Below are 19,885 nucleotides of genomic sequence, written 5' to 3'. Positions count from 1 at the left end.
AATCAGTGACCGTAATGCTGAATCGTCATAAGGGTAATATCATCAGACTGTGGCGCCTTATCAGTAAACTGCAATAACTGTTCCCGAAGATATCGTATAAACCCCTCTCCCTGGCGGCTGCCCCGATAGCCCAGATTCAGTAACCGGGCATCTCCGAACTCAACACCATCCTCATTGAACGCTTCCGTCACGCCATCACTGTATAAAGTGACACTCGAACCAGGTGGAACCAATACGCGCTCTGTACAGAAGGTTACGTCTTCGTATAGCCCCAGAGGCGGCCCGGACTCTCCTGTCCAGAATTTTGGCGCTTCGATGCAGGAAGTCTGCATTGGCATATTATGGCCGGCATTCAGCCATTCCATCTCGCCCCGGCTCAGGTCAAGAACAACCAGGACCATGGTTACAAACATGCAGGCATCATTGGCGCGACATAACTCCGCGTTAAGCTCGGAGGCAATCGCAATCAGATCTCCGTCTCTGGACCGCGCAAGATAGTTCAGCAGGCTGACCGTACGGGCCATGAAAAGTGCTGCCGGCGCTCCTTTGTCTGAAACGTCACCGACCGCCAGCAGAACCTTGCCACTGGGGAGCCGGATAAACTCATACAGATCACCACCAACAGCTCGTGCAGGTTTCAACCAGGCTTCTATCGACCAATGCTTGTAGCTCTCCTTGAAAATTCCGCCTCCCGGCACCATCGACATCTGGATAGCACGAGCAACCTGGAGTTCGGTTTCAAGTTTCTCCCGGGCCTCTCTCTCATCCACTACGGAATAGGACAGGGTTTCTACGAGGCGGCGGTTTACAAGGCTCGTTCGGATCAAAGACCCAAGAACCTCCAGGTGCTCGATATTGGTCTGGCTGATATAGAAGAAACGGGACTGAGCCACCAGCAATCCAACCAGCGCAGAACCTTCAGATGACGAGTAAACAGGCACAGCAAGCACTGGTTTGGGAGCTCCGGCATTCATTCGTAACCAGTCAAATGCAGGGTCCTTTGGCACCAGATATTCAGGCTTCGTACTGGTTACAGAGTCCAGCACATCGGCTGTTCTGACCCTTGCAGCCTTACCATCACACACACCTGCATCACCATCCCGACAGGTAGAGCTTACCAATACGAGCTCATCTCCCGTTGCTGAGACTTCCCATACTGCGATATTGCCAAGTTCATACTGGGCAAGAACCCGGTGGAGAATGAGCTTAAGCTCCCCGGCATAAGCTTCACCAACAGGAACACTCACCAGATCAACACCGATCTTCCTGATGAAGCGTTCACTGGAAGCCGACGCCTCAAGATTTGTCCGCCAGCCCTCCCGTTCGATCGCCAGACTTGCCAGCGAGACTGTGCTTGTCAGAGCTTCAATCATTTCGTCACTTGGCTGCCGGCTGGCAGCACTGAACATGGTCAGGACCGCCAGTAACTCTCCGTTCTGGCCCGTCACCGGCTCAGACCAGGCAGAGCCGATATTCAGGTCTTCGATCAGGCTCCTGCAACCCTGCCAGCGATGGTCATTGGACAAAGATGCACTGATCACCCGGCTTCTGGTATGGGCAGAGGTACCCAGAGAGGTTTCACCATAACCTGCAGCAATCCGGGGCATCCTATCTCTGAATGCCTGTGCAAAAGGCGTATTACCCTTACTGAGCAGGGCATCCTGCTGCTCATCATAGAGGGATATCTGGCAATGGCTGTCCGGAAAACCTGCCTCTGCCAGCTCACAGAGGTTGTCCAGTATAAGTTCCAGTGGCGTGCCGTTGTTGATGCCAGTCAGGACCTTCCGGCGCTGCTGATCTGCCACCAGCTCGGTTTTGTATCTGTGAATGTTATGACCTGTCAGTATCCGGGCCGCGCCCCCTTCGAAAACCGTATTCCCAAGCGCGCAGTCCACCCATACATCAAGCCCGTCAGCGCCAGAAAACAACCATTCCCGGCGATGGACGCCCAGTTGTCGGGCTCCTTCCAGCCAGAGCTCGAAATCCCGAAGGCTATACTTGCCATCATCCCAGGCATCAGGACGGCTAAACACCTGATCCGAAAGGACTTCAGTAGAGTTGCAAGCAAACAGTTCCAGCGCCTGCTGGTTTGCGAACAGCAGCCTTGCCGAATCCCGTTCAAAAACCAGAACGACCATTGGTGTGCTATCAAGCATGGCGCGGCAGGCGGTGACAGAGGATGTGAGTTTTCTCAAAGCCAGGTCGCTGGCCTGCCGGGATAGCGTGCGCTCACGCAGTCGCAATCCCTGTTCACGACGCAGGAGAACCAGACATATGACAAGAGACAGACTTGCAATAATTCCGGCAACAACGGAAAAACCGGCTATTAACTGAGGTAGCTCCCAGGCCAGATCAGGCATTCAGGTGCACCTTTTCCCGGAAACCAGAGTGTTATTCGAATATGACATGTTCAACCAGCCGTCCTCCCATCTGATCGGCGCCCACAACATTTACCTGTATGCCACCTAGATCAGCGCCAAGCCCTGTCAGCAATGGGGACAGCACACCTCCGATTACAGCTCCCGTTACGCCGTCAAGCACGTCCGTCAAAGGCAGAACAAGGCCAGCCGCCAGGGAACTGACAACCCCCGTCAGGCCACCGCTGCCACAATCAAGTGCAAGATTTTCTACATCAACATCCAGCCCCTGCAGCCGGGATTCGGCCCCCTCATCCACACTTCTGACAAAGCACTGTCCATCCGGGCAATAGAGGCTGTACGAATCCAGAGTCTCATCTGAGGGCGCTCTGTCCAGGGAAATATCGAGCTCAGCATCAAGGCACAAGTTACCCAAAGATACGGACGGCAGGAGTATGGGATTCAGGGTGAGTTTCAGAATCTGTGCGCTGACAGGCTCACTGACAACCACGCCAGTTCCGCTGTCCAGCCGTCCTGTTTCAATTGCGGCAACAGTGTCTTGCACCTCAAAATCAAAATTCACGGTGTTATTGTTGCCTCGCGCACAATCGGCAGCGATAAATTCTGCTTCACCACCACCGGTTTGCACGACCAGCGGTATGTCGATATTTTCGAGAAGCTCAAAGTCGAGCAGGCCCAGGCTCAGTGTGCTGATCAGATCCCCGATGAAACCCGGAAGCAGCTCAACACTTATATCTGTTTCCAGTAAAATGTCTGCTGCACGAACCCTTGTCAGCCAGACACCACCATCATCCTGGCGGGCTGGCCCTATAACTATCCGGGGTGCCTCGTTTACCGCCAGTCTCAGAGACACATCGATATCCCCTACCGGCAAAGCAGACAAACTTCCCAGAAGCGCCTGCTCTTCGGTGGTATCCAGCGTCAGATCCAACAACCCGGAGCCGGACTGGTTTGCAGCATGAACACTATTCAGCAACACACTGGTAACCAGGTCATAAACCGGAATAGTTGCACCCAGGGAGCCCGGGGGGGTACCGACCACATCAAATACTGCCGATGCATCAAGACCGCTGATGCCCACCGCGCCGGTCAGATCGTCCACAACGCCGCCTGCCCCGGTCAGGGGACCGCCTGCCAACCCGGTAACCGCATCCAGTACGTCTGTCAGCGGTTCATCCATCAGTTCAGTCAGATCCTCAACACCAAGAGCAGCCAACAGGTCCCCCAGACTGATAAATGTTGACTGCAGGTCTGTTACATCCAGGCTGTAACCGGGGTTTCCTGTGACTGTACCCAAGAGATTACCTAACAACCCGCCCTGTATATTGGCTGTTGTGCCAGTTGCGCTGAGCACAGCAAACACTTCCTTACGCGCTACAGCATCTACAGTCAGGTCAATCGAAGGGAATATCGAATCGGGAAAAAAACTGGACACAGGAACCTGACGGGAATAGCTCACCCAGGTCGCATTGGTCTGCTTTATCTGGGTATCAGGATCCCGGGCAAGAAACTGTAGTTGATTGTTCTGGGCCGCATTGGCGCGCAGTACTCCGGGCACAACCTGCAGTGTGCCGTCGCTGGAATCAAAACCCATCGTATTTGCTGCATTCAGGGCCCGGGTTTCCATCCCGGAGAAAGCAGGCGTCGCCCCTCCACATGACTGGGCTCCATCAGCGGCAGCCGTTGCAGCTGCGTTAACGATTGACTGCATCTTTGACTTTACAGACAAAACGCGGGAACCATCGATCAGAAGCGTCGCGAAAAAGAAAATGACGATAAATAGCAAGGGGGTAATGAAGATCAATGCCCCTTGCTGTCCTTGCCTAGTCATCACGGGTGGATTCGCCTATACGGTCAGGCATGGGCCGGGCAAATGTTTCGCTTATCCGCTCCTGGGTTCTGACATACAGCAATTCACTTAACTCACCACCCCGGGCCGGCAACTCAGCCTGAATATCCATCACCCGCCTCAGATTACCTGGCTCATCCTGCTTGAATGAAGGCCCCATCATCGCGTCTGCATCCACAGCATCAGAGGCTACAGCGCTGGCCGAAATAACAATACCTGCAACCAAAACCAGAATAATCTTCATGATGCGTCTCCCAAAATCCGTATTGCCAGCTCAACACCCGCTCTCAATTGCTTCTCGCTCACCTGAACGTCATTGCGCAGTTCATCAAGAGCTGCCTGCCCTCCGTTAAGGTAATAGGCAGCAACCATATTGTGAGTTGCCGCTCCCCGCCCATGAGCCAGCTCATAGGCCGTTCGCAATTCAAAAGCTGCCCGGCCATACTCGCCGGACTTTATAAGCGCATACCCAAAATCGTTCCGGATACTGGCATCAGCCGGCGCCATTGCCTTAGCGCTTTCCAGCATCTCGCGTGCGGCCTGAAGTTTTTGCTGTTTAACCAGGACAACACCAAGTCCGTGGTATGCCCGGGAGGAACCGCAGGAATTAACGATGGAGCCAAATACCTCCTCGGAGTAGTCAAGCTGCCCAACGTGCCCCAGCAATTGCGCCCACATTAACCAGTGGGTTTGCGTATCCAGAGACATGGCCTCAATCCGCGCCAGAGCCGCGTAGTACTGATGGTCATCCATCAGGCCGTCGATGCCATCAAGCTCAACACTCTCTTCCGGCTGCACCACTTCCGAGCAGTTGATTGTGTATACAGACTTCCCCAGTGCTGCATCCGCCCGCCCGGACGCACCACTGCCTGTTTCCTCTGGCGATACAGAACATCCGGATGCCAGCGCAGCCGCAAAAAACACCCCCAGATACTTAGCTACCACTCTGTTTTCCTGCATCCTCAATCTCCTGCCCAAAGGGCCAACGGGCCAGCACAACGGCCCGGTTAGTGTTATTCAGCGCTGAAAAGCGTCCATAATTGACATAACAGCCGGCCCGCCAATCAACATAAAAAGGGATGGCAACATGAAAACCATCATGATAATCGTCATGCGGGCGCTGATCTTATTGGTATCTTCTTTGAGTTTGCTGCGCTGTTCGTGCTGGGCCTCCTCAACGATCTGGTCCAGCCCCGTCGCAACTTTTGCCCCAAGTGTTCCCGACTGCTTCATCAGTGACACATAGCTTCGCAGCACCGTCAGATTGCGGTTCCGACCCAGTTCATCCAGAGCTTTTGTACGATCCGCGCCGCTTTCCATTACCCGGTTAAACCGATCAACGCGCCACACCAGTTTGGGCATAAGTTCACGGCCCTGATGGGAAATCAGTTTCAATGAGCGTTCGGGGCTCAGACCTGCCTCAAGCAACATCCGTGTCATCTGGCAAAGCTCGATAGCCTCTACATTTTGTTGCTTCTCCGCCCGGGCTCCCGCACTCCTGATCGCCCGGCGCGGCAAGTAAAATGCAATGAGAAGACCAAAACAGGCGAAAATAAAGTCCAGGCTGAAGAATGCCCAGACCGCTACTGCGAAAGGGAGCGCCCAGCACCAGAAGAGGTAGTAGCCCCTCGCACCCTGTGGTGAGCGGCCAGTGGCATCAAGAGACGGTTCCAGCTCCCCGAAGTCCGAGCGGAAAAGGCCACGCTCAACCAGCCAGAACAGAAACTCACTCCAGACAGACTCCTCAGCCCGGTCATCACCTGCAATGGTCTGACGCTTCAGGCGCATTCGCACCCGTGCTTTGAGCGACCAGGAAGGTGCAAAACCAAATGCCATAACAATGGCCAGAACCGCCAGGGCTGCCGCGCTGCCAAACCACAGGTTAACCACGGCCCACCCCACTTATCAGCTTGAGTATCAACAAGATGCCGAAAAGCTGAAGGCCACCTGAGATATAAAGCAGAGTATGGCCAGCATCGGTTTCCAGCAGCTTGTCCGAAAACTGCTCGTTAATGACCACCATATAAACCCCCAGGCCCGGGGGCATGATTGCAAAGACAACAGCCGTGAAACGCGTCTCCGCGGTTTCCGCCAGAAACTCACGCCGCAACTCCTGTTGTGACCGAATGGCTTTGGCCACCTCCTGCAGCACCGGCCGTATTGAGGAACCAAAACGTGAAGACGTCCGGAATGCGATGGCAAGTTGGGTCAGGGGGGGAATCTGATAAAGTTTGGCAAATCCATCAAGAACCAGCGTGTAATCCCGGCCCTGGCTGACAGCACTCTTCAGCCTGCGGACCAGTGGGTCAAATACCGGTGAGCCATCGCTGAACGAGGTTACGATGCTTTGTTCTGCTGAGCGGCCTACAGAAATAGACCGAAGCAATCCATCGAGAATGCCCGGAAGCTCCTCGAATATCTGCCGGCGCTGCCGCTCAAATCTCATCCTCCAGAGCGTGACCGAAGCGGTTACAACAGAAAACGCCGCAACACCTGCCTCAATCCAGCCCCGGGAAAACCCCAGGCCCAGAATCAGAAATATAACGATAAGTGCGAACACCAGGGTTTTCGACGACTTGGGATTAATGCCGGCACGCATCAGAATCCCTTCCATACCCCCCAGGTTTGCAACTGCAGGCGCCAAACCCTTATCTCGAGCAGCCGCTGGCTGAAGACGCTGACGGATTTGTTTGCGCACTCTTGCCTCAGCAAGAGCTTGCCCGGCAAAAAGCTGGCCCAGCATAAGCAGAAGGGCCGCCATTCCGGCGACAAGGCTTCCCATCCAGACCAGCTGAGCCGTCATGAAGGGCTCTCCGGATCCGCGCCTTCCCACTCAAGCTCATTGGCGCGATAGAGTGTTTCCATTCGGTAGGGGTCAGAGGCCGTTGGTTTGAGTGCAACCACCTCACTCACCAGGCGGCGGCCATCCGGCAACCTTGTGAGCTGCACGATAACATCCAGCGAAGAACCAATGAGCCGCGCAATTGCTTTCTCACCCGCGTCATAGCCGTTCACTGCGAGCAGTGTTTCAATGCGGATAAGCGCGTCTCTGGCAGAATTTGAGTGGATGGTACTCATGGACCCTTCATGGCCCGTATTCATCGCCTGCAAGAGCTCAACAACCTCACCGGACCGGACCTCGCCAACGATCACCCTGTCAGGGCGCATTCTCAATGCATTGATAACCAGATCCTGGGGGGTTACACGCCCGGCACCCTCAGTGTTGGTTGGTCGAGTTTCCAGCCGCACAATGTGTGGATGATCAAGCTGCAACTCGGCCGAATCTTCAATGGTTACAATACGCTCATCCTTGGGAATGAAATGGCTGAGCATGTTGAGAATGGTTGTTTTACCCGATCCGGTTCCGCCACTGACCAGGAGGTTCCGCCGCCCTTCCACAATACGGGTCAGAACATCGAGGCACTCCATTGTCATGGCCCCTTTGTTAACCAGGTCGTTGGCTCCAAGGTGTTTGGCCGTGAACTTGCGGATTGACATGGAAGGGCCGTCCAGAGCAATCGGTGGAATGATCGCATTTACCCTTGAGCCATCGGGCAGCCGGGCGTCGACCATGGGGCTGCTCTCGTCCAGACGTCGCCCCAGAGGGGCCAGAATACGCCGGATGATCCGGATCACGTGATCATCGTCAATAAAGCGGGTTTGTGCCCTTTGCAGTACCCCGGAGATTTCAATAAAAATGTCTTTCGGGCCATTAACGAGAATATCGTTAATATCCGGGTCTGCGAGCAGGGGCTCCAAAGGCCCGAATCCTGTGATTTCGTCAACCGATTCTTTGACAAGCAGGTTCTGACCCGCTGTTGCCAGGGGAATACGGTGGGCCATTACATACTGGGAAACATTTGACTGCACGAAGGCAACGAGCTGCTGGCGATCGGTTTTCTCAACCTCGACACCTTCCTCATCAAGCCGTTCCACGAGGTGGAGATGCACTTGTTTTTTCAGTGCCTGGTAAGTGTCATCGACGCGAGTCAGCATGGTTTAGGCTGCCCCGGCTTTACGCTGGAAGAATTTACAAAGGACCCGCCTGTCTACCTTGACAGAGAATGTCTTTCGCACGAAGGTTCCCAGCTTTTTCTGATACCAGGTACTGGAGGGCAGCAACGACATCGGGAGCCCGGCATTTATTGCTTCAAGCCGGCTTTTCCACTCCATCGGGAGTGCCAGGTCACAATCCAGACCAACGGTTTTTTCAATATCGGCCACCGAAAGGCTGGCGCGTTTTTCCACACCATCAATCACAAAGCTATAGCGACAGGACGGCCCTACCCACTCACGCATACTCTTGAGCAAGGTTTCACCATACTGGGCCTGATCAACAACAGGGTTGGCCACCAGCACAATACGCGTAACATCGGCCCCGATCGCCTTGGTCCAGGACTCTATCTGTGAAAAATCAACCCTCACAATCACATGGTCAAACAACTCGGCCAGTTGCCCGAGCATAATAAACAGATCGGCTCCGGCATCGCCGCTCAGCACTTCCTGGTTCAGGCTTCCCGATAGCAGACGCAGGCGAGGCATATATTCTTCCAGCGCAGCATCAATAAAAGACCTGTCTATCGTATCTGCCCGTCCAATCAGCTCATCAAGCGTAAGCCGGTTGAGGTTATCAAAGTAAAAGGTCCGGTTTTCCCCGGCCTGCGAATCGATAGCAAGTACCGTGTCGTCCGGATACGCCTGGGTTATCTCAACGGCAAGGTTCTGAGCCAGAAACCTTGAGTCCACAACCGGAGAAGCGGGAACTATCATGGTTACATTGCCACGCGGTTCCCGCGTGTCTGAGATTGCGGTTAAAGCAGCCGTTTCCGCAATACGCCGGATACGTCCCCCGGCCGTGTCTGTATCCACTCCGGTGATCAGGCAGTCCCGGGCTCCTGCCCGCATGATGCTAAGCAACATTTCCTGGGAAATACGCTGGGCAACACCAACCAATTGAACGCTGGGACAGGCTTTTTGAATTGCCGAGAAAATTTTCAGGGCTTTTGAGGGATCATCTTCATTCACAGCAACAATGACAACCCGGGTCCCGGTGGCCTGAACCAGCCGGCTGACCCTTGAGAGGTCTGAAGAAGTAACGCTCTCCAGCGTCCACATCGACTCAAGAACCCGCTCCAGCCAGACACGAACACCTACATCGTCCGATACACAAACCAGTGTTTCACTCATCCCATATCCCCTACCAGCTAAGCCCGGTTTCGACAGGTTCATCCCCATCACGCCCATTAACAACCATGTCCAGCCACTCGGTGCTGCTACGCTCATATTGCTTTCCGAAGCTGCGGACCTCTTCCGGCAAGCGGCGCTGGGCACTCACCAGTCTCGGGGTTACTACCATAATGAGTTCTTTGTCTTCCGATGAAACCCGATCGGAGCGGAAGAAAGCTCCGAGGATCGGGATATTTCCAAGCCCGGGGAGACGGTCACTGCTGTTCGAGGTTGTGCGGCTCACCAGACCACTGATGATGAAACTCTCGCCCGATGCCAGGGAAACGGTGGTCTCGGTGCGGCGGATCCGCAAACCTGGTACCGAAACACCCGATGTTGTCACCCCTGACGAGAAGTCCAGTTCACTGACTTCCGGTGCAACCCGAAGAATAATCTGGTCCCGGTCGATTACAGTTGGCGTTACCGCAAGACTGACACCAAACTCCTTATACTCAATCTGGGTATCACCATCACTGGACGACACGGGAATGGGAAATTCGCCGCCAGACAGGAAAGTCGCGCTTTGTCCACTGAGGCTGACCAGAGATGGCTCTGCCAGCGTGTAGGCAAAACCTCCGGATTCCAGTGCATTGATTATGCTCAGGGAACTGGAGCCAAACCTGAAAATATTGAAACCCTCAGCCGCTATCGCCTGGGGTACCGATGGAAAGCCTGCTCCGGGAGGCGATATAGCACCGCTGGTGCCACCACCAAACACTTTGGCGTAGTAAACACCCAGGGTGTTCAGCTCGGAACGATTGACCTCCACCACCCGAATATCGGTTTGCACCTGGGCTGCAAGCGGGTTGCGGACACCGGAAGTGGAAGCCACAACGAAGCGTTTCAGCTCCGGCTCTTCAGCTCCTTTCAGCCAGACTCTCACCAGCGCAGAACCTGGCTCATTTGCCGTTACAAGTACTTCGCTGTCACCAGATGCCGCAACGGATGCAACACCCGGATCCGATACAGCCACCTTCTCAAGCGTCCGCGAAAACGCAAGCACATACTGTTCCCCGGGGCCTATGCGAACGGAATCCTCTGATGCTGCTACAACGGGCGCCAGACTCAGAAGCGCTGTTGCAACCAGCCCCCACCAGAGATGGCGGTTTTGTTGTGTTCCGGTATTAACGAACATAGACATTCCTTGAGGTAGCGCCCTCGAAGATCAGAACCTTCATTCCAGGATCTTCTTCCGGAGCAGCTTTGCCTTTAGCGGGCTGCGTTGTTGCAGGTGCTTCGGGATCTATCGGGCGTATTTGCGAAAGGAAAACGGCAGGCGATTCAGGGTCGCCCAGGGTGCCATCTGCGACAGCATCTTCGGTGTCCAAAGGCTCCGAAACGCCTTTGCCAGGAACATTTCCGGCACCCGACCCGGCCACCAACTCATTGCCCATCCTTTTAGAGGCCACAAAGCTCAGGTTTGCTTCCGCAACCGCCAGTGTCAGCCGGGAAACCTCGGCTTCAGGCACTGCAAGCACCATGGTGGCGTTACGCCGCGACTGTTCTTCATCCGGCTCAGCGTCGGCTTCGGTAGCACCCCGGACCGCCAGCACTTCCACGCCCGGGAGCAAAATCATGCTGGCTGCCTGCTTTCCGGAATCACCCTTGAACGAAGCAACGATATCAATCACATCTCCAGCCCGCAGCAGGCCACCAACACTCGCCAGACTGTCCATCTGAAATGCCATTGCCCGCACCCCGTCTTCCAGCACCATCCGGATCGGGCTTTCGTTGCTGACAACCTGCTCAGACAAAGGGAGCCCCTGCGCGAGAGTCATTTGAAGCTCTTCACCGAATGGCGCCTCACCTGCAGGAATAACCCCTTCAATCTCTGTGTCGGAAACCACTTCGACAAACTGCTCCGGATCAAGAAGACTTCCAGGGTCGAGTTTCTGCCTCGCCAGCAGATAATGGAATTTCGGTGACGCCTCCTCCTCGGCGCCAGGCATCCCTTCGCCATGCGACATGTCCGGTATCGACGCGCCGCTCTGGGCAGGCTCATGCTTCAGCAAGCCAAACACCGCAAGGCCGATTGCAAGCAGGGCCAGAATCAGCGCCGGCAATGCATATATAATCCGTGAGCTCATAATGCCAGTTCCTCATATTCATGTAGGCAGGCACCAGCCCGTTCCTGTTCGTTCAGAATCCAGCCCCGACACCCATCAGAATGCGACAACTGAGGTCACCTTCAGGCTTTCAGGCAGAGGCGGAAACCTTCCCAGAAAGCCAAAGCTCACCTGTGGCAAAAAGGGTAACTCTGACCCGTCAGCAACAAGCTCACACTCCAGAAGCTCCAGACCACTCACGGTCTTTGACGCACAGCCGGGCTCAGGTATTCGGGCAGCCAGATCATCGGGCAACTGATTAACGAGCGCTTCAAGAACCGAAACACTGTGTGCAACGGCCCCCGCTGAGAACGCCGGGAACCCCCGGCGATCCAGGGTGAAGACCGAGGCAGCGGCGTTATCGACGGCGACTTGCATGCGGTACTTATCAAAAAACAGAACACCGTAAGCAGCAGCGCCGTAGACAATTGCGACCACGAAAGGGAAAACAAAAACAAATTCCAGAGTTACAACGCCCTTTGCGTTTTTATACCGCCGCATGCCTCTCTCCTGATACCGGTTTCACAATCGTTGGGCCTGCCAGTCACTCGCCGGGGTCAGCGTTGTCAAACAAGTCGCTGAAAGTTGTGTTGATCTTCGCAGCTATGCCGCTCTCGCCCTCCGTAAGAGCCATTACGGCAATCAGAATCGCAACTATGACTGCTCCCAGCATCAGATATTCAAGCGAGGACGCGCCGCACTCTTTTCGTGCAGAAACAATGCAACTACGGGATGAGAAAAACTTGTTTAATTTCATGGTCACGTCTCCGTTTTGACTGGCTATGCGATAACAACTGACATCTAGGACCCTCGAAACCGGTGAGCATCCTATTCAACTTATGAGGTGCTATACGATAATACTAAACTTTGTTTAATAAATGTAGGCCTGCCAAGCCGAAAAGACAGCAGGAGAATCGCAGGGTTTTGTAAAGAATTAATTATGAAATGTGATAAATGGTAGCCAAGCCTGCCAAATAACAACTTTAAATCCGTAAAATTCAGGAATGCGAACCATTCAATAAAAACGTGTCGCATTCAGAGCATGCATTACTGGGGGGTTTCTGCCGACTACCAGACAAGTTCCGTGATTATCTCGATCGCCCGGCTAAAGATGCCAGCGCCCGTCTTGCCAGAACCGATCCTTATCGAGCCCTCTGGCTGACAACTCGGCCTCAACACATTCACGAATTTCACGATAAATGGGGCGCCCTTTCTCTGCCTGCTGCTGAAAAATGGTTGCCAGACGTCTTGCAAAAAAGGGGCATGGCGCCTCATCACTCGCAAAACCATAACTCATCACCCGGGAAGTGCCGAACAGGGGCGCTAGCTGGCTGCGCAGGAACCCGGGGTCCTGCTCCTTTATTGCTGCGAGAATCCGGCTGCCGGAAGTCGGCGTCGCAACAAACAGCCCTATATCTTCCGGGTAGCGGAACAGGTAACGAACAAGAATGGATGTAGGCGGGTCAATCCTCTGGTTAGCGCGCTGTCGGAAACGGTAGAAAGCTTTAATCTGAATACCCAGAACCCAGTATGCTTCTGCACTGGTCAACTCGAAACTTTCCCGAAATAACGAAAAAAGGCTATCGCTTCGTCCGAGAATCGGCGCCGTTGTCCGGCTGTATTTTGCCAGATCGCTTTCAGAAACCTCCGCAGTGTTGGTCCATTTACCCTTCTGAATGGCGGCCTCCGGATCAATATCCCTGGAGACAGCCTCATCTCTCAAAACACCCAGGTAGCAATCGTTAAACCAGGTACGCCATGCCAGCTCGACTTCCGCGGAGAAAACACTGTGCAGGTCATCGCTCATCCAGCCCGTGAGTGAGTCCTGCTCTCTTAACAGCGCCCAGCCAGTTTCGTTCAGGCTCTCCAGAGACGCAGCATCTGCCCCGGGATATTCTTCAAGATAGCGAGCCAGTATCGCTTTAAAAAGCTGGGCAAACTTTCCGACGACCAACATTTGCAGGCGCGTTACAGCTGAGCTGCTGCTCCCCGAACCTGTCTCAGTATCGGACAGCATCTTGTAGGAAGAAATGTAAGACCGGCCGAATAAAGGAGCAANCCCCATTTTGCGTGACTGGGGCTCGGAGCGGCCTGACGCTCCCTCCCCTGCACCAGGCATGAACGGTGCAATCAATTCAAACACATCCGGATTCGACGGGCGTATGGGTATGGGCGCATATTCCGGACGTTTGAGCAGTAATCTGACGAGTATGGCCTGGCTGGGCCTCAGGCTTGGCAACCCGTCACTGACTTCATCAGTGCCGGAGTCACTGTTCCCCTCAGATTTACCCATAACATGAACCGACGACTTTGCCCGTTTGAGCTGGCTCAGCCTGTTAACCGGAACATTCATCAACATCGCCAGATCGAGGTCCCTGACCTCTCCTCCTCCAAGGCGACTTTCCAGAACAAGCTTGAGATTCGACAGCACACCGCCATGAATCGGATCAGTCGGGTGCGTTAATTCGTTACTAGACATTGTAGCTGTCACCTGATTATAGCCTGACCTCTGGTACGGAGAAGTACCGTCGCAAACACAAGCACTTTAATGTTGTGAACCCAGGTTCAATGTTATCATGCACGACTTGGGACCATGTTACTTGCTTGCACTTTATGTTAGAAGAGCATAAAGGTATTGAAAGTGCGCTGAGCATAGGGAGGTAATCATTACAGTGTCTGTCATTGGGGCAAAAACATTCTTTTTTTACGAAGGGGAACGTCAACCATCTGAATTTACCGTCTGCGACCCCGGCTATTTTCAGAATACACACCTTCGCCTGCCCCAGAAAGGCATTACATTGCTGTACGGAAACAAAGGCCCGGGCAGCCTGATTGGCGCAGCTGTGCGAAAAAGTGCCGCCTCGGGGGAAGGGCTCTGCTTTGCAGACATTAAAATCGACATCGGCACCTGGAACGGAAACAAACAGCGCCTGGATGATTTTGAAATCTGCCGCTTCCTGAACTTGCCGGTTCGGGCAAACCGGGAAGTCCTGGATGATATAAATACACACTGGAACAGTTGGCTTGACCAGGAATGCGAACCGACCGAGGCCTTCCCACGCAAGCCTTCAAACAGGATGGACCTCCTTGACAGGCTGATCGAACTGGAGCCATACAAGCACCTGAATGCCATTGCATATGACGTAGTAACCCAGTTTGGTATTGCCAAGTTCGTTACTGTCTTTAACTTGCAGGCAATAGTCCAGGACGAGGTAAACGTTATCCCGCCTCAAACAAAAATCGGGTTCAGAACCCCTGCCGGCCAGCAATGCTGCTGAACACCCGGTACTTGCCTGGCAACGGGCAATCGGGGTTCAGTTCGAACCATCTTCGACAACAACCCTGTTCCGGCCAGAGCGCTTCGCCTCATACAAGGCCAGGTCAGCGCGCTTGACCAGTGAGTCCACATGGCTATCTTCGTGGAAAGCAGCCACACCCACGCTGACGGTCACCAGGCGATCAATACCATACTCGCCCCGTTCTACAGTCTTGCGGACCCCTTCAGCCGCTATAGCTGCATTGCTGAGCGGGGTTTCAGCAAGAATCACCAGAAACTCTTCACCACCCCAGCGCCCGACAAAATCAACTGAGCGCATACTGTCTTTAACTCGCAGCGCCACTTCTTTCAACACCCTGTCACCAGCATCGTGTCCATAGGTGTCGTTAACAGACTTGAAGTGGTCGATATCAAAAACCATAACGGAAAGCGGGTTCCCGTACCTCTGACTACGCACCAGCTCCGATGACAACAGCTCTTCAATACCTGCCCGGTTATAGAGCCCCGTCAATTGATCAAACAGTGCTTTCTCGATCAGTTTTTGAAGCAGCCTCTGGCGCTCCAGAGCTCCAGCCAGACTTGGAACCACGGAAGAGATCACCGAAAGTTCGTGAGCATCCAGACGGCGTTCAGACCGGGCAATCAAAAACCCTTCCGGAAAGCCCTCAACTACCATAGGGAAAATCACACCCCTGGGTTTTTCTGCATCAGTTGCTTCAAAAACCTCACGCAACACCGCATCGGTTTCATCCAGAAACCGGCACTGGTATTTCGACTCCAGAGTACCCGAGCCTTCTGTGGAAACCGAAAAGTAATTCACGAGATGATCTGTGACCGAGCTAGCTGGGATACTGGGTACCGATGGGCTGTCCGGATCGACTGCCAGCTTTCTGAACGCCTCACTGTCCGTGGTTCGCACCCACAGTTCAAACGCACAAAGATCAAACCCGAAAAAGGCTACGAGGAGATCAAGCACCTCCATAAGCCTGGCCTCGCCACCATCTCCCGATATGAGTACCAGCGCCTGATTTACCGCCTTGATAAGACGCTCGATGCGAACCGTTTCCTGGACAACTTCCGCTGATTTATGGCGCTCGATGATAGCGGTGGCAAAATGCAGCATGGTGGCGAGGCGCTCATCGTCCGTGTTTTCAGCCAGATCATTCCGGCCAAGTATATCCAGGGAACCCAGAACCTTTCCGTCCAGCCCGCACAAAGGGAACGACCGCCAGAACCCTATATCATGACGCACCAGCAACTCCACCAGGGGCCCGGGCACAGTCCCGGGCCGGGACAGGTCTACACACAGTTCCTTGCCCAGCAGAAATGAAGTCGTATTAACAGCCTTTCCATACAACAGAGGTATGCGGGCAAAGGCCTTCTGCAACTCCCGATGGAAGCCCGTATCGCATACAAGCTCGAGCGCACCGGATCCTGAATCTACAACCGAAATACCCACATGACTCTCCCAAAAGAGCGCCTTCTTTGAATAGTCTGCAATTGTTTTCAGTGCTCTGGAAAGGTTCCGTTCTGTTAATGCCGCCCTCAGTAACCGGACCTCTTCGTGGGCAGAAAGCCCGGTGTCCTGAGGTATGGCAACAGGCTGGCATTCGATAACCGCCAGGAACCATTTATTGTCGCGCCCGGCATCAGAGTTCAGCCTTACAGACAGCTTTCTTTGAACGGCTTCTGTACCTGACGGATTGACGACCCATGTATCATCGAAGGTATCGACAGGAGGCGTGCTACTCCTCAGCACACTCCTGAGCCGGGGCAACACTTCCGAACCATCTTCTTCATTACTGAACAGAGCGTCCAGACTACTGCAGCAAGCCCCTGCACTGCCATAGCCAAGCTCTGCAGCCAGCATATGGCTGACAGCAACCACGCGCCGGTTTTCAGCATCTATGAAAATGATTTTTGCAGGTATGCTGGCGAGCAGCCCGTCAAAGTGGCTCTGGATTCTGAGAGCGCGACTGTCAAGATGACGGATGCGACCAATCAGCTCCCTCTGCGGCTCAGTCCGTGAAAAGTACCGGAAAACCTTTGGAATCAGCCCGAACAGGGCAAGTACACCGATGCCTGCCAATAAGGCTATTTGATAATATGATGCCTGCATAGATACCTCCACCTACTCGGTTACGGTATTCAGCTCTTCCAGAGCAACAACCTCTCCATATACATCATTGGCTGTGCGGTTTCGTTGTACTTTCAGTCGATACGCGACAAAAATCCTGTCTCCGGCACGAATGGAAACCTGGCCGGGATGAACACTGTTTCGCCACAACAGCCGGAAGCCTTCACCTGACAAGACATTTCTGTCCTGCAACACATCATCAACCATGAGCGACTGATGGGACTCCATTTCTATCTGACCTTTCCGCACAAAGAACCCTTGCTCAAATACAGGTTCCGGAAACCCACGTCCCCATGGCTGCCGTTCAATCCAGAGAGCAAGTGCCGAGGTTTTCTGATTCAGGTTCAGCTTACCGTCCCGGGGCATATCCGCCTGACCAGAACAGGCTTCGGGTGACTGCTGCTCCAGAAATTCCTGCAAGGTATTTTTTAATAACGACGCCTGAGCGCTTTTCAGGATAATGTCGCCAGAGAAGGTGTCCGCCCGGAAGGGGACCCCGTCTAAAGCAAGTGGCACTACATAACTGGCTCTGACCAGTGCATCGCTGACATTTATCTCGTCAGAACGCACAAAGCACCGCTGGTGATCAGACCCAACCATGCAGGTGACCATCTGAGTACCACCGCATTCGGCGTGCCTCTGCTCTGCAATAATAGGCAGCAGCCGGTCATCCGCAGTGGATGATTCCTGAATCAGGGCCTGGGGTCCGGCTGCACACACCCTGTCAGCTGAAGCTTCCCGGCGATCGGATCTCAGCGCGGTACCACGAGCGAACTTTTCCAGGTGTTTAAGTGAAGGAAAGTAGGTTTTCGCCTTAACCAACGAAGCTTTTGCTGCCTTGTCAAAGGCCGTTTTCCGGTCATGGGACAATAAACAGTCGATCAGCGTGGACGCTTCGCCTGCATAACAGACAGCACTGAAAAATGGCCCTAAATGCACCTGAAGTTCTCTGGCCTTATAAGGAAAATCCGTTTCGACTTCCGTTAGCAAGGCTCTCAGGCCATAACTTAGAGCCCCTTTCGAATGGGAAGTCCGGGGCTGTAATGTCCATCCTTTATTGATCCGCCCCAGGCCACTTTTTACCAGTTCACGGGCGTGGCCCTGCATGGGCATATCATCAAACAGCATGGATAGCGCAACCAGGCTTTCATTGCTTTCCAGCTCTGCGGCATGCAACTGGGCAACCAGCGCCTGAGCTCGCGGGTGATTGATAACACTATTGACGGAACAGTCCCGGGATTTCAGGGCAAGGGCATGAATCAGCGCCGAAAGCGTCAATGGTTTACGACCACAGCCGCCAGACGTTTTATCTGACGGAGCTATACAAAGATCGGCAGACTCAGCCACACAAGCAGAGACGCTACGCAGAGCAACAATCTGGCATTGCACCAGAGGCGCCCCGGCCAGCACCTTTCGCATTTGTTCCACAGATCCATTGAGGGGGTCCAGAGCAATAATAATCCGCGGCTGAGTCGAAAGCAGTTGTTCATCAAGTTTGCTCCCGGTTTCGCCAACTACGGGATTATAAGCCTCCAAATGGTATGCCAGGCTAAAACTACCGGTCCATTGATCGAGACTGCCGCGCTTTGTTGTCACAACATCTCTGGTCCGGCGCATAGCCTGCGCCAGTTGCTGCATTCCGCGAAAAAACGTTGCAACAGCCAGGGCGTGATCAGCGGTTTCACGCCCTACCAAAAGAATCGACTGGCCAGACAGAAATGCCTCGGCAACCACTTGAGCCGCCCTATCCAGCGCATCGCTCTGAGCCAGCGACAGAAAATCGCTTTCTTCCCGGTCTGCTGAAGGCTCATCCGCCCGGCGCGCAAGTATGCGGGATTTCACAGGCTCCAGAAGACCGCTCAGTTCATCTATGTTTCTTTCTTCTGGACGTTGTTTAATTTGATCCACCATCGATGCCTGCCACGGAACTGGAACCTGTGTCGACTCAGGGAATGCCTGCCGGGTACACGCCCTGACCTACATAGAAAGAATACATATAGTTATACGATGTTAAAAGCGCTAAGTTTTGACAGCAATAAAACATGAACGGGCTTGTGAAATAAAAAAGGCTCGTCTCCACCCATAGGGGAGACGAGCCTGCAGGCCTTACCAGGTTATTCAGAATGCAGGAACAACGGCGCCTTTGTACTTCTCTTTGATGAAGTTACGGACTTCATCTGACTTCAGTGCCTGTGCAAGCTTCTGCATCGCGTCACTGTCCTTGTTATCAGGACGGGCAACCAGAATATTCACATACGGAGACTCTGAACCTTCAATGATCAGTGCATCTTTCGAAGGGTTAAGCCCCGCTTCCAGCGCGTAGTTTGTATTGATCAGAGCCACATCCACCTGCCCAAGAATCCGCGGCAGCGTTGCCGCTTCCAGCTCCTTGAAGTCCAGATCTTTGGGGTTGTCAGCAATGTCGCGCGGAGTTGCAGTGATCTTGCTGCCTTCTTTGAGGGTGATCAGGCCGGCCTTCTGCAGCAACAGCAACGCCCGGCCACCGTTGGTCGGGTCGTTCGGAATCGCAACAACTGCACCTTCCTTCAGATCATCCAGAGAATCGATCTTGTTTGAGTATGCGCCAAACGGCTCAACGTGTACGCCGGTGACAGTCACCAGGCTGGTACCCCGGCCTTCATTGAATTCGTCCAGATACGGCTGATGCTGGAAGAAGTTGGCATCCATACGCTTCTGATCTACCTGTATGTTTGGCTGGATATAGTCGGTGAAGACTTTCACATCCAGTTCCACACCTTGTTCTGCCAGCTGCGGTTTCACGAATTCCAGGATCTCTGCATGAGGAACCGGTGTAGCGGCCACGGATAGCTCCGCAGCGGCGGCTGCGCCAGAGAAGGTAGCGGCGGCAGCCAGTGCTGCGATTGTTTTCTTGAGGTTCATATATCAATTCTC

The 19,885-nt window shown here is 53.9% G+C and carries 17 protein-coding genes; 1 reads left to right on the top strand and 16 read right to left on the bottom strand.

Features of this window, described 5'->3' with window-relative positions; all coding sequences use genetic code 11:
- Positions 1-2 precede the first annotated feature (2 nt).
- From CPA50_RS12185 to CPA50_RS19815, 13 genes are all read right to left on the bottom strand, one after another.
- On the bottom strand, positions 3-2,360 hold the full coding sequence (locus CPA50_RS12185; RefSeq protein ID WP_096782783.1) for a GAF domain-containing SpoIIE family protein phosphatase: 2,358 nt from the start codon (positions 2,358-2,360) through the stop codon (positions 3-5).
- A gap of 31 nt (positions 2,361-2,391) precedes the next feature.
- Positions 2,392-4,209, bottom strand: coding sequence for a pilus assembly protein TadG-related protein (locus tag CPA50_RS12180; RefSeq protein ID WP_227519620.1), 1,818 nt, complete (start codon positions 4,207-4,209; stop codon positions 2,392-2,394).
- Positions 4,202-4,471 carry a hypothetical protein gene (locus CPA50_RS12175; protein WP_096782781.1) on the bottom strand — a complete coding sequence of 90 codons (270 nt, stop codon included), beginning with the start codon at positions 4,469-4,471 and terminating at the stop codon, positions 4,202-4,204. Before CPA50_RS12175 ends, CPA50_RS12180 begins: the two co-directional genes overlap by 8 nt.
- Entirely contained in the window at positions 4,468-5,187 is a 720-nt protein-coding gene (locus CPA50_RS12170) for a tetratricopeptide repeat protein (RefSeq protein ID WP_096782780.1), read from the bottom strand. Before CPA50_RS12170 ends, CPA50_RS12175 begins: the two co-directional genes overlap by 4 nt.
- A gap of 57 nt (positions 5,188-5,244) precedes the next feature.
- Positions 5,245-6,117, bottom strand: a complete 873-nt coding sequence (locus CPA50_RS12165) for a type II secretion system F family protein (protein ID WP_227519619.1) — start codon at positions 6,115-6,117, stop codon at positions 5,245-5,247.
- Positions 6,110-7,030, bottom strand: coding sequence for a type II secretion system F family protein (locus CPA50_RS12160; protein WP_096782779.1), 921 nt, complete (start codon positions 7,028-7,030; stop codon positions 6,110-6,112). The genes CPA50_RS12165 and CPA50_RS12160 overlap by 8 nt, the downstream gene beginning before the upstream one ends.
- The gene (locus CPA50_RS12155; RefSeq protein ID WP_096782778.1) at positions 7,027-8,223 is read right to left on the bottom strand and encodes a CpaF family protein; all 1,197 of its coding nucleotides are present in this window, start codon (positions 8,221-8,223) and stop codon (positions 7,027-7,029) included. Before CPA50_RS12155 ends, CPA50_RS12160 begins: the two co-directional genes overlap by 4 nt.
- Positions 8,224-8,226: 3 nt before the next feature.
- On the bottom strand, positions 8,227-9,414 hold the full coding sequence (locus CPA50_RS12150) for a response regulator receiver-like protein (protein ID WP_096782777.1): 1,188 nt from the start codon (positions 9,412-9,414) through the stop codon (positions 8,227-8,229).
- Between the two features lie 10 nt (positions 9,415-9,424).
- Positions 9,425-10,588, bottom strand: coding sequence for a type II and III secretion system protein family protein (locus CPA50_RS12145; RefSeq protein ID WP_096782776.1), 1,164 nt, complete (start codon positions 10,586-10,588; stop codon positions 9,425-9,427).
- Entirely contained in the window at positions 10,578-11,540 is a 963-nt protein-coding gene (gene cpaB, locus CPA50_RS12140) for a Flp pilus assembly protein CpaB (protein ID WP_096782775.1), read from the bottom strand. Before cpaB ends, CPA50_RS12145 begins: the two co-directional genes overlap by 11 nt.
- A gap of 75 nt (positions 11,541-11,615) precedes the next feature.
- The gene (locus tag CPA50_RS12135) at positions 11,616-12,059 is read right to left on the bottom strand and encodes a TadE/TadG family type IV pilus assembly protein (protein WP_096782774.1); all 444 of its coding nucleotides are present in this window, start codon (positions 12,057-12,059) and stop codon (positions 11,616-11,618) included.
- A gap of 43 nt (positions 12,060-12,102) precedes the next feature.
- Positions 12,103-12,315 (bottom strand): hypothetical protein, encoded by a 213-nt coding sequence (locus CPA50_RS12130; protein ID WP_096782773.1) that lies wholly within the window; start codon positions 12,313-12,315, stop codon positions 12,103-12,105.
- Positions 12,316-12,663: 348 nt separating this feature from the next.
- Positions 12,664-14,037 (bottom strand): hypothetical protein, encoded by a 1,374-nt coding sequence (locus CPA50_RS19815; protein ID WP_096782772.1) that lies wholly within the window; start codon positions 14,035-14,037, stop codon positions 12,664-12,666.
- Positions 14,038-14,230: 193 nt separating this feature from the next.
- Between CPA50_RS19815 and CPA50_RS12120 the strand changes: the two genes are divergently transcribed.
- Positions 14,231-14,836: a hypothetical protein gene (locus CPA50_RS12120; RefSeq protein ID WP_096782771.1), complete on the top strand. Its 606-nt coding sequence runs from the start codon at positions 14,231-14,233 to the stop codon at positions 14,834-14,836.
- Positions 14,837-14,872: 36 nt separating this feature from the next.
- Here the strand turns inward: CPA50_RS12120 and CPA50_RS12115 are convergent, their stop codons facing one another.
- The 3 genes from CPA50_RS12115 to CPA50_RS12105 all read right to left on the bottom strand — a co-directional run bounded on the left by CPA50_RS12115 (position 14,873) and on the right by CPA50_RS12105 (position 19,873).
- Positions 14,873-16,954: a GGDEF domain-containing protein gene (locus CPA50_RS12115; RefSeq protein ID WP_096782770.1), complete on the bottom strand. Its 2,082-nt coding sequence runs from the start codon at positions 16,952-16,954 to the stop codon at positions 14,873-14,875.
- A 12-nt stretch (positions 16,955-16,966) separates the two neighbouring features.
- Positions 16,967-18,814, bottom strand: a complete 1,848-nt coding sequence (locus CPA50_RS12110) for a single-stranded-DNA-specific exonuclease RecJ-like protein (protein ID WP_143750746.1) — start codon at positions 18,812-18,814, stop codon at positions 16,967-16,969.
- A gap of 276 nt (positions 18,815-19,090) precedes the next feature.
- Positions 19,091-19,873: a MetQ/NlpA family ABC transporter substrate-binding protein gene (locus CPA50_RS12105; protein WP_096782768.1), complete on the bottom strand. Its 783-nt coding sequence runs from the start codon at positions 19,871-19,873 to the stop codon at positions 19,091-19,093.
- Positions 19,874-19,885: the final 12 nt, after the last annotated feature.

This window comes from Marinobacter sp. ANT_B65 (genome assembly GCF_002407605.1).
In the GTDB taxonomy this organism is placed as follows: domain Bacteria; phylum Pseudomonadota; class Gammaproteobacteria; order Pseudomonadales; family Oleiphilaceae; genus Marinobacter.
The sequence above is the reverse complement of the archived record's forward strand: the minus strand, read 5'-3'. Positions and strand labels throughout refer to the sequence as shown.

Excerpts from the sequence above, each read along its gene's own strand:
- CPA50_RS12150 (WP_096782777.1), bottom strand. The coding sequence starts at position 9,414 with ATGAGTGAAACACTGGTTTGTGTATCGGACGATGTAGGTGTTCGTGTC.
- cpaB (WP_096782775.1), bottom strand. The coding sequence starts at position 11,540 with ATGAGCTCACGGATTATATATGCATTGCCGGCGCTGATTCTGGCCCTG.
- CPA50_RS12180 (WP_227519620.1), bottom strand. The coding sequence starts at position 4,209 with ATGACTAGGCAAGGACAGCAAGGGGCATTGATCTTCATTACCCCCTTG.
- CPA50_RS12105 (WP_096782768.1), bottom strand. The coding sequence starts at position 19,873 with ATGAACCTCAAGAAAACAATCGCAGCACTGGCTGCCGCCGCTACCTTC.
- CPA50_RS12135 (WP_096782774.1), bottom strand. The coding sequence starts at position 12,059 with ATGCGGCGGTATAAAAACGCAAAGGGCGTTGTAACTCTGGAATTTGTT.
- CPA50_RS12115 (WP_096782770.1), bottom strand. The coding sequence starts at position 16,954 with ATGCAGGCATCATATTATCAAATAGCCTTATTGGCAGGCATCGGTGTA.
- CPA50_RS12160 (WP_096782779.1), bottom strand. The coding sequence starts at position 7,030 with ATGACGGCTCAGCTGGTCTGGATGGGAAGCCTTGTCGCCGGAATGGCG.
- CPA50_RS12155 (WP_096782778.1), bottom strand. The coding sequence starts at position 8,223 with ATGCTGACTCGCGTCGATGACACTTACCAGGCACTGAAAAAACAAGTG.
- CPA50_RS12185 (WP_096782783.1), bottom strand. The coding sequence starts at position 2,360 with ATGCCTGATCTGGCCTGGGAGCTACCTCAGTTAATAGCCGGTTTTTCC.
- CPA50_RS12130 (WP_096782773.1), bottom strand. The coding sequence starts at position 12,315 with ATGAAATTAAACAAGTTTTTCTCATCCCGTAGTTGCATTGTTTCTGCA.
- CPA50_RS12145 (WP_096782776.1), bottom strand. The coding sequence starts at position 10,588 with ATGTTCGTTAATACCGGAACACAACAAAACCGCCATCTCTGGTGGGGG.
- CPA50_RS12170 (WP_096782780.1), bottom strand. The coding sequence starts at position 5,187 with ATGCAGGAAAACAGAGTGGTAGCTAAGTATCTGGGGGTGTTTTTTGCG.
- CPA50_RS12175 (WP_096782781.1), bottom strand. The coding sequence starts at position 4,471 with ATGAAGATTATTCTGGTTTTGGTTGCAGGTATTGTTATTTCGGCCAGC.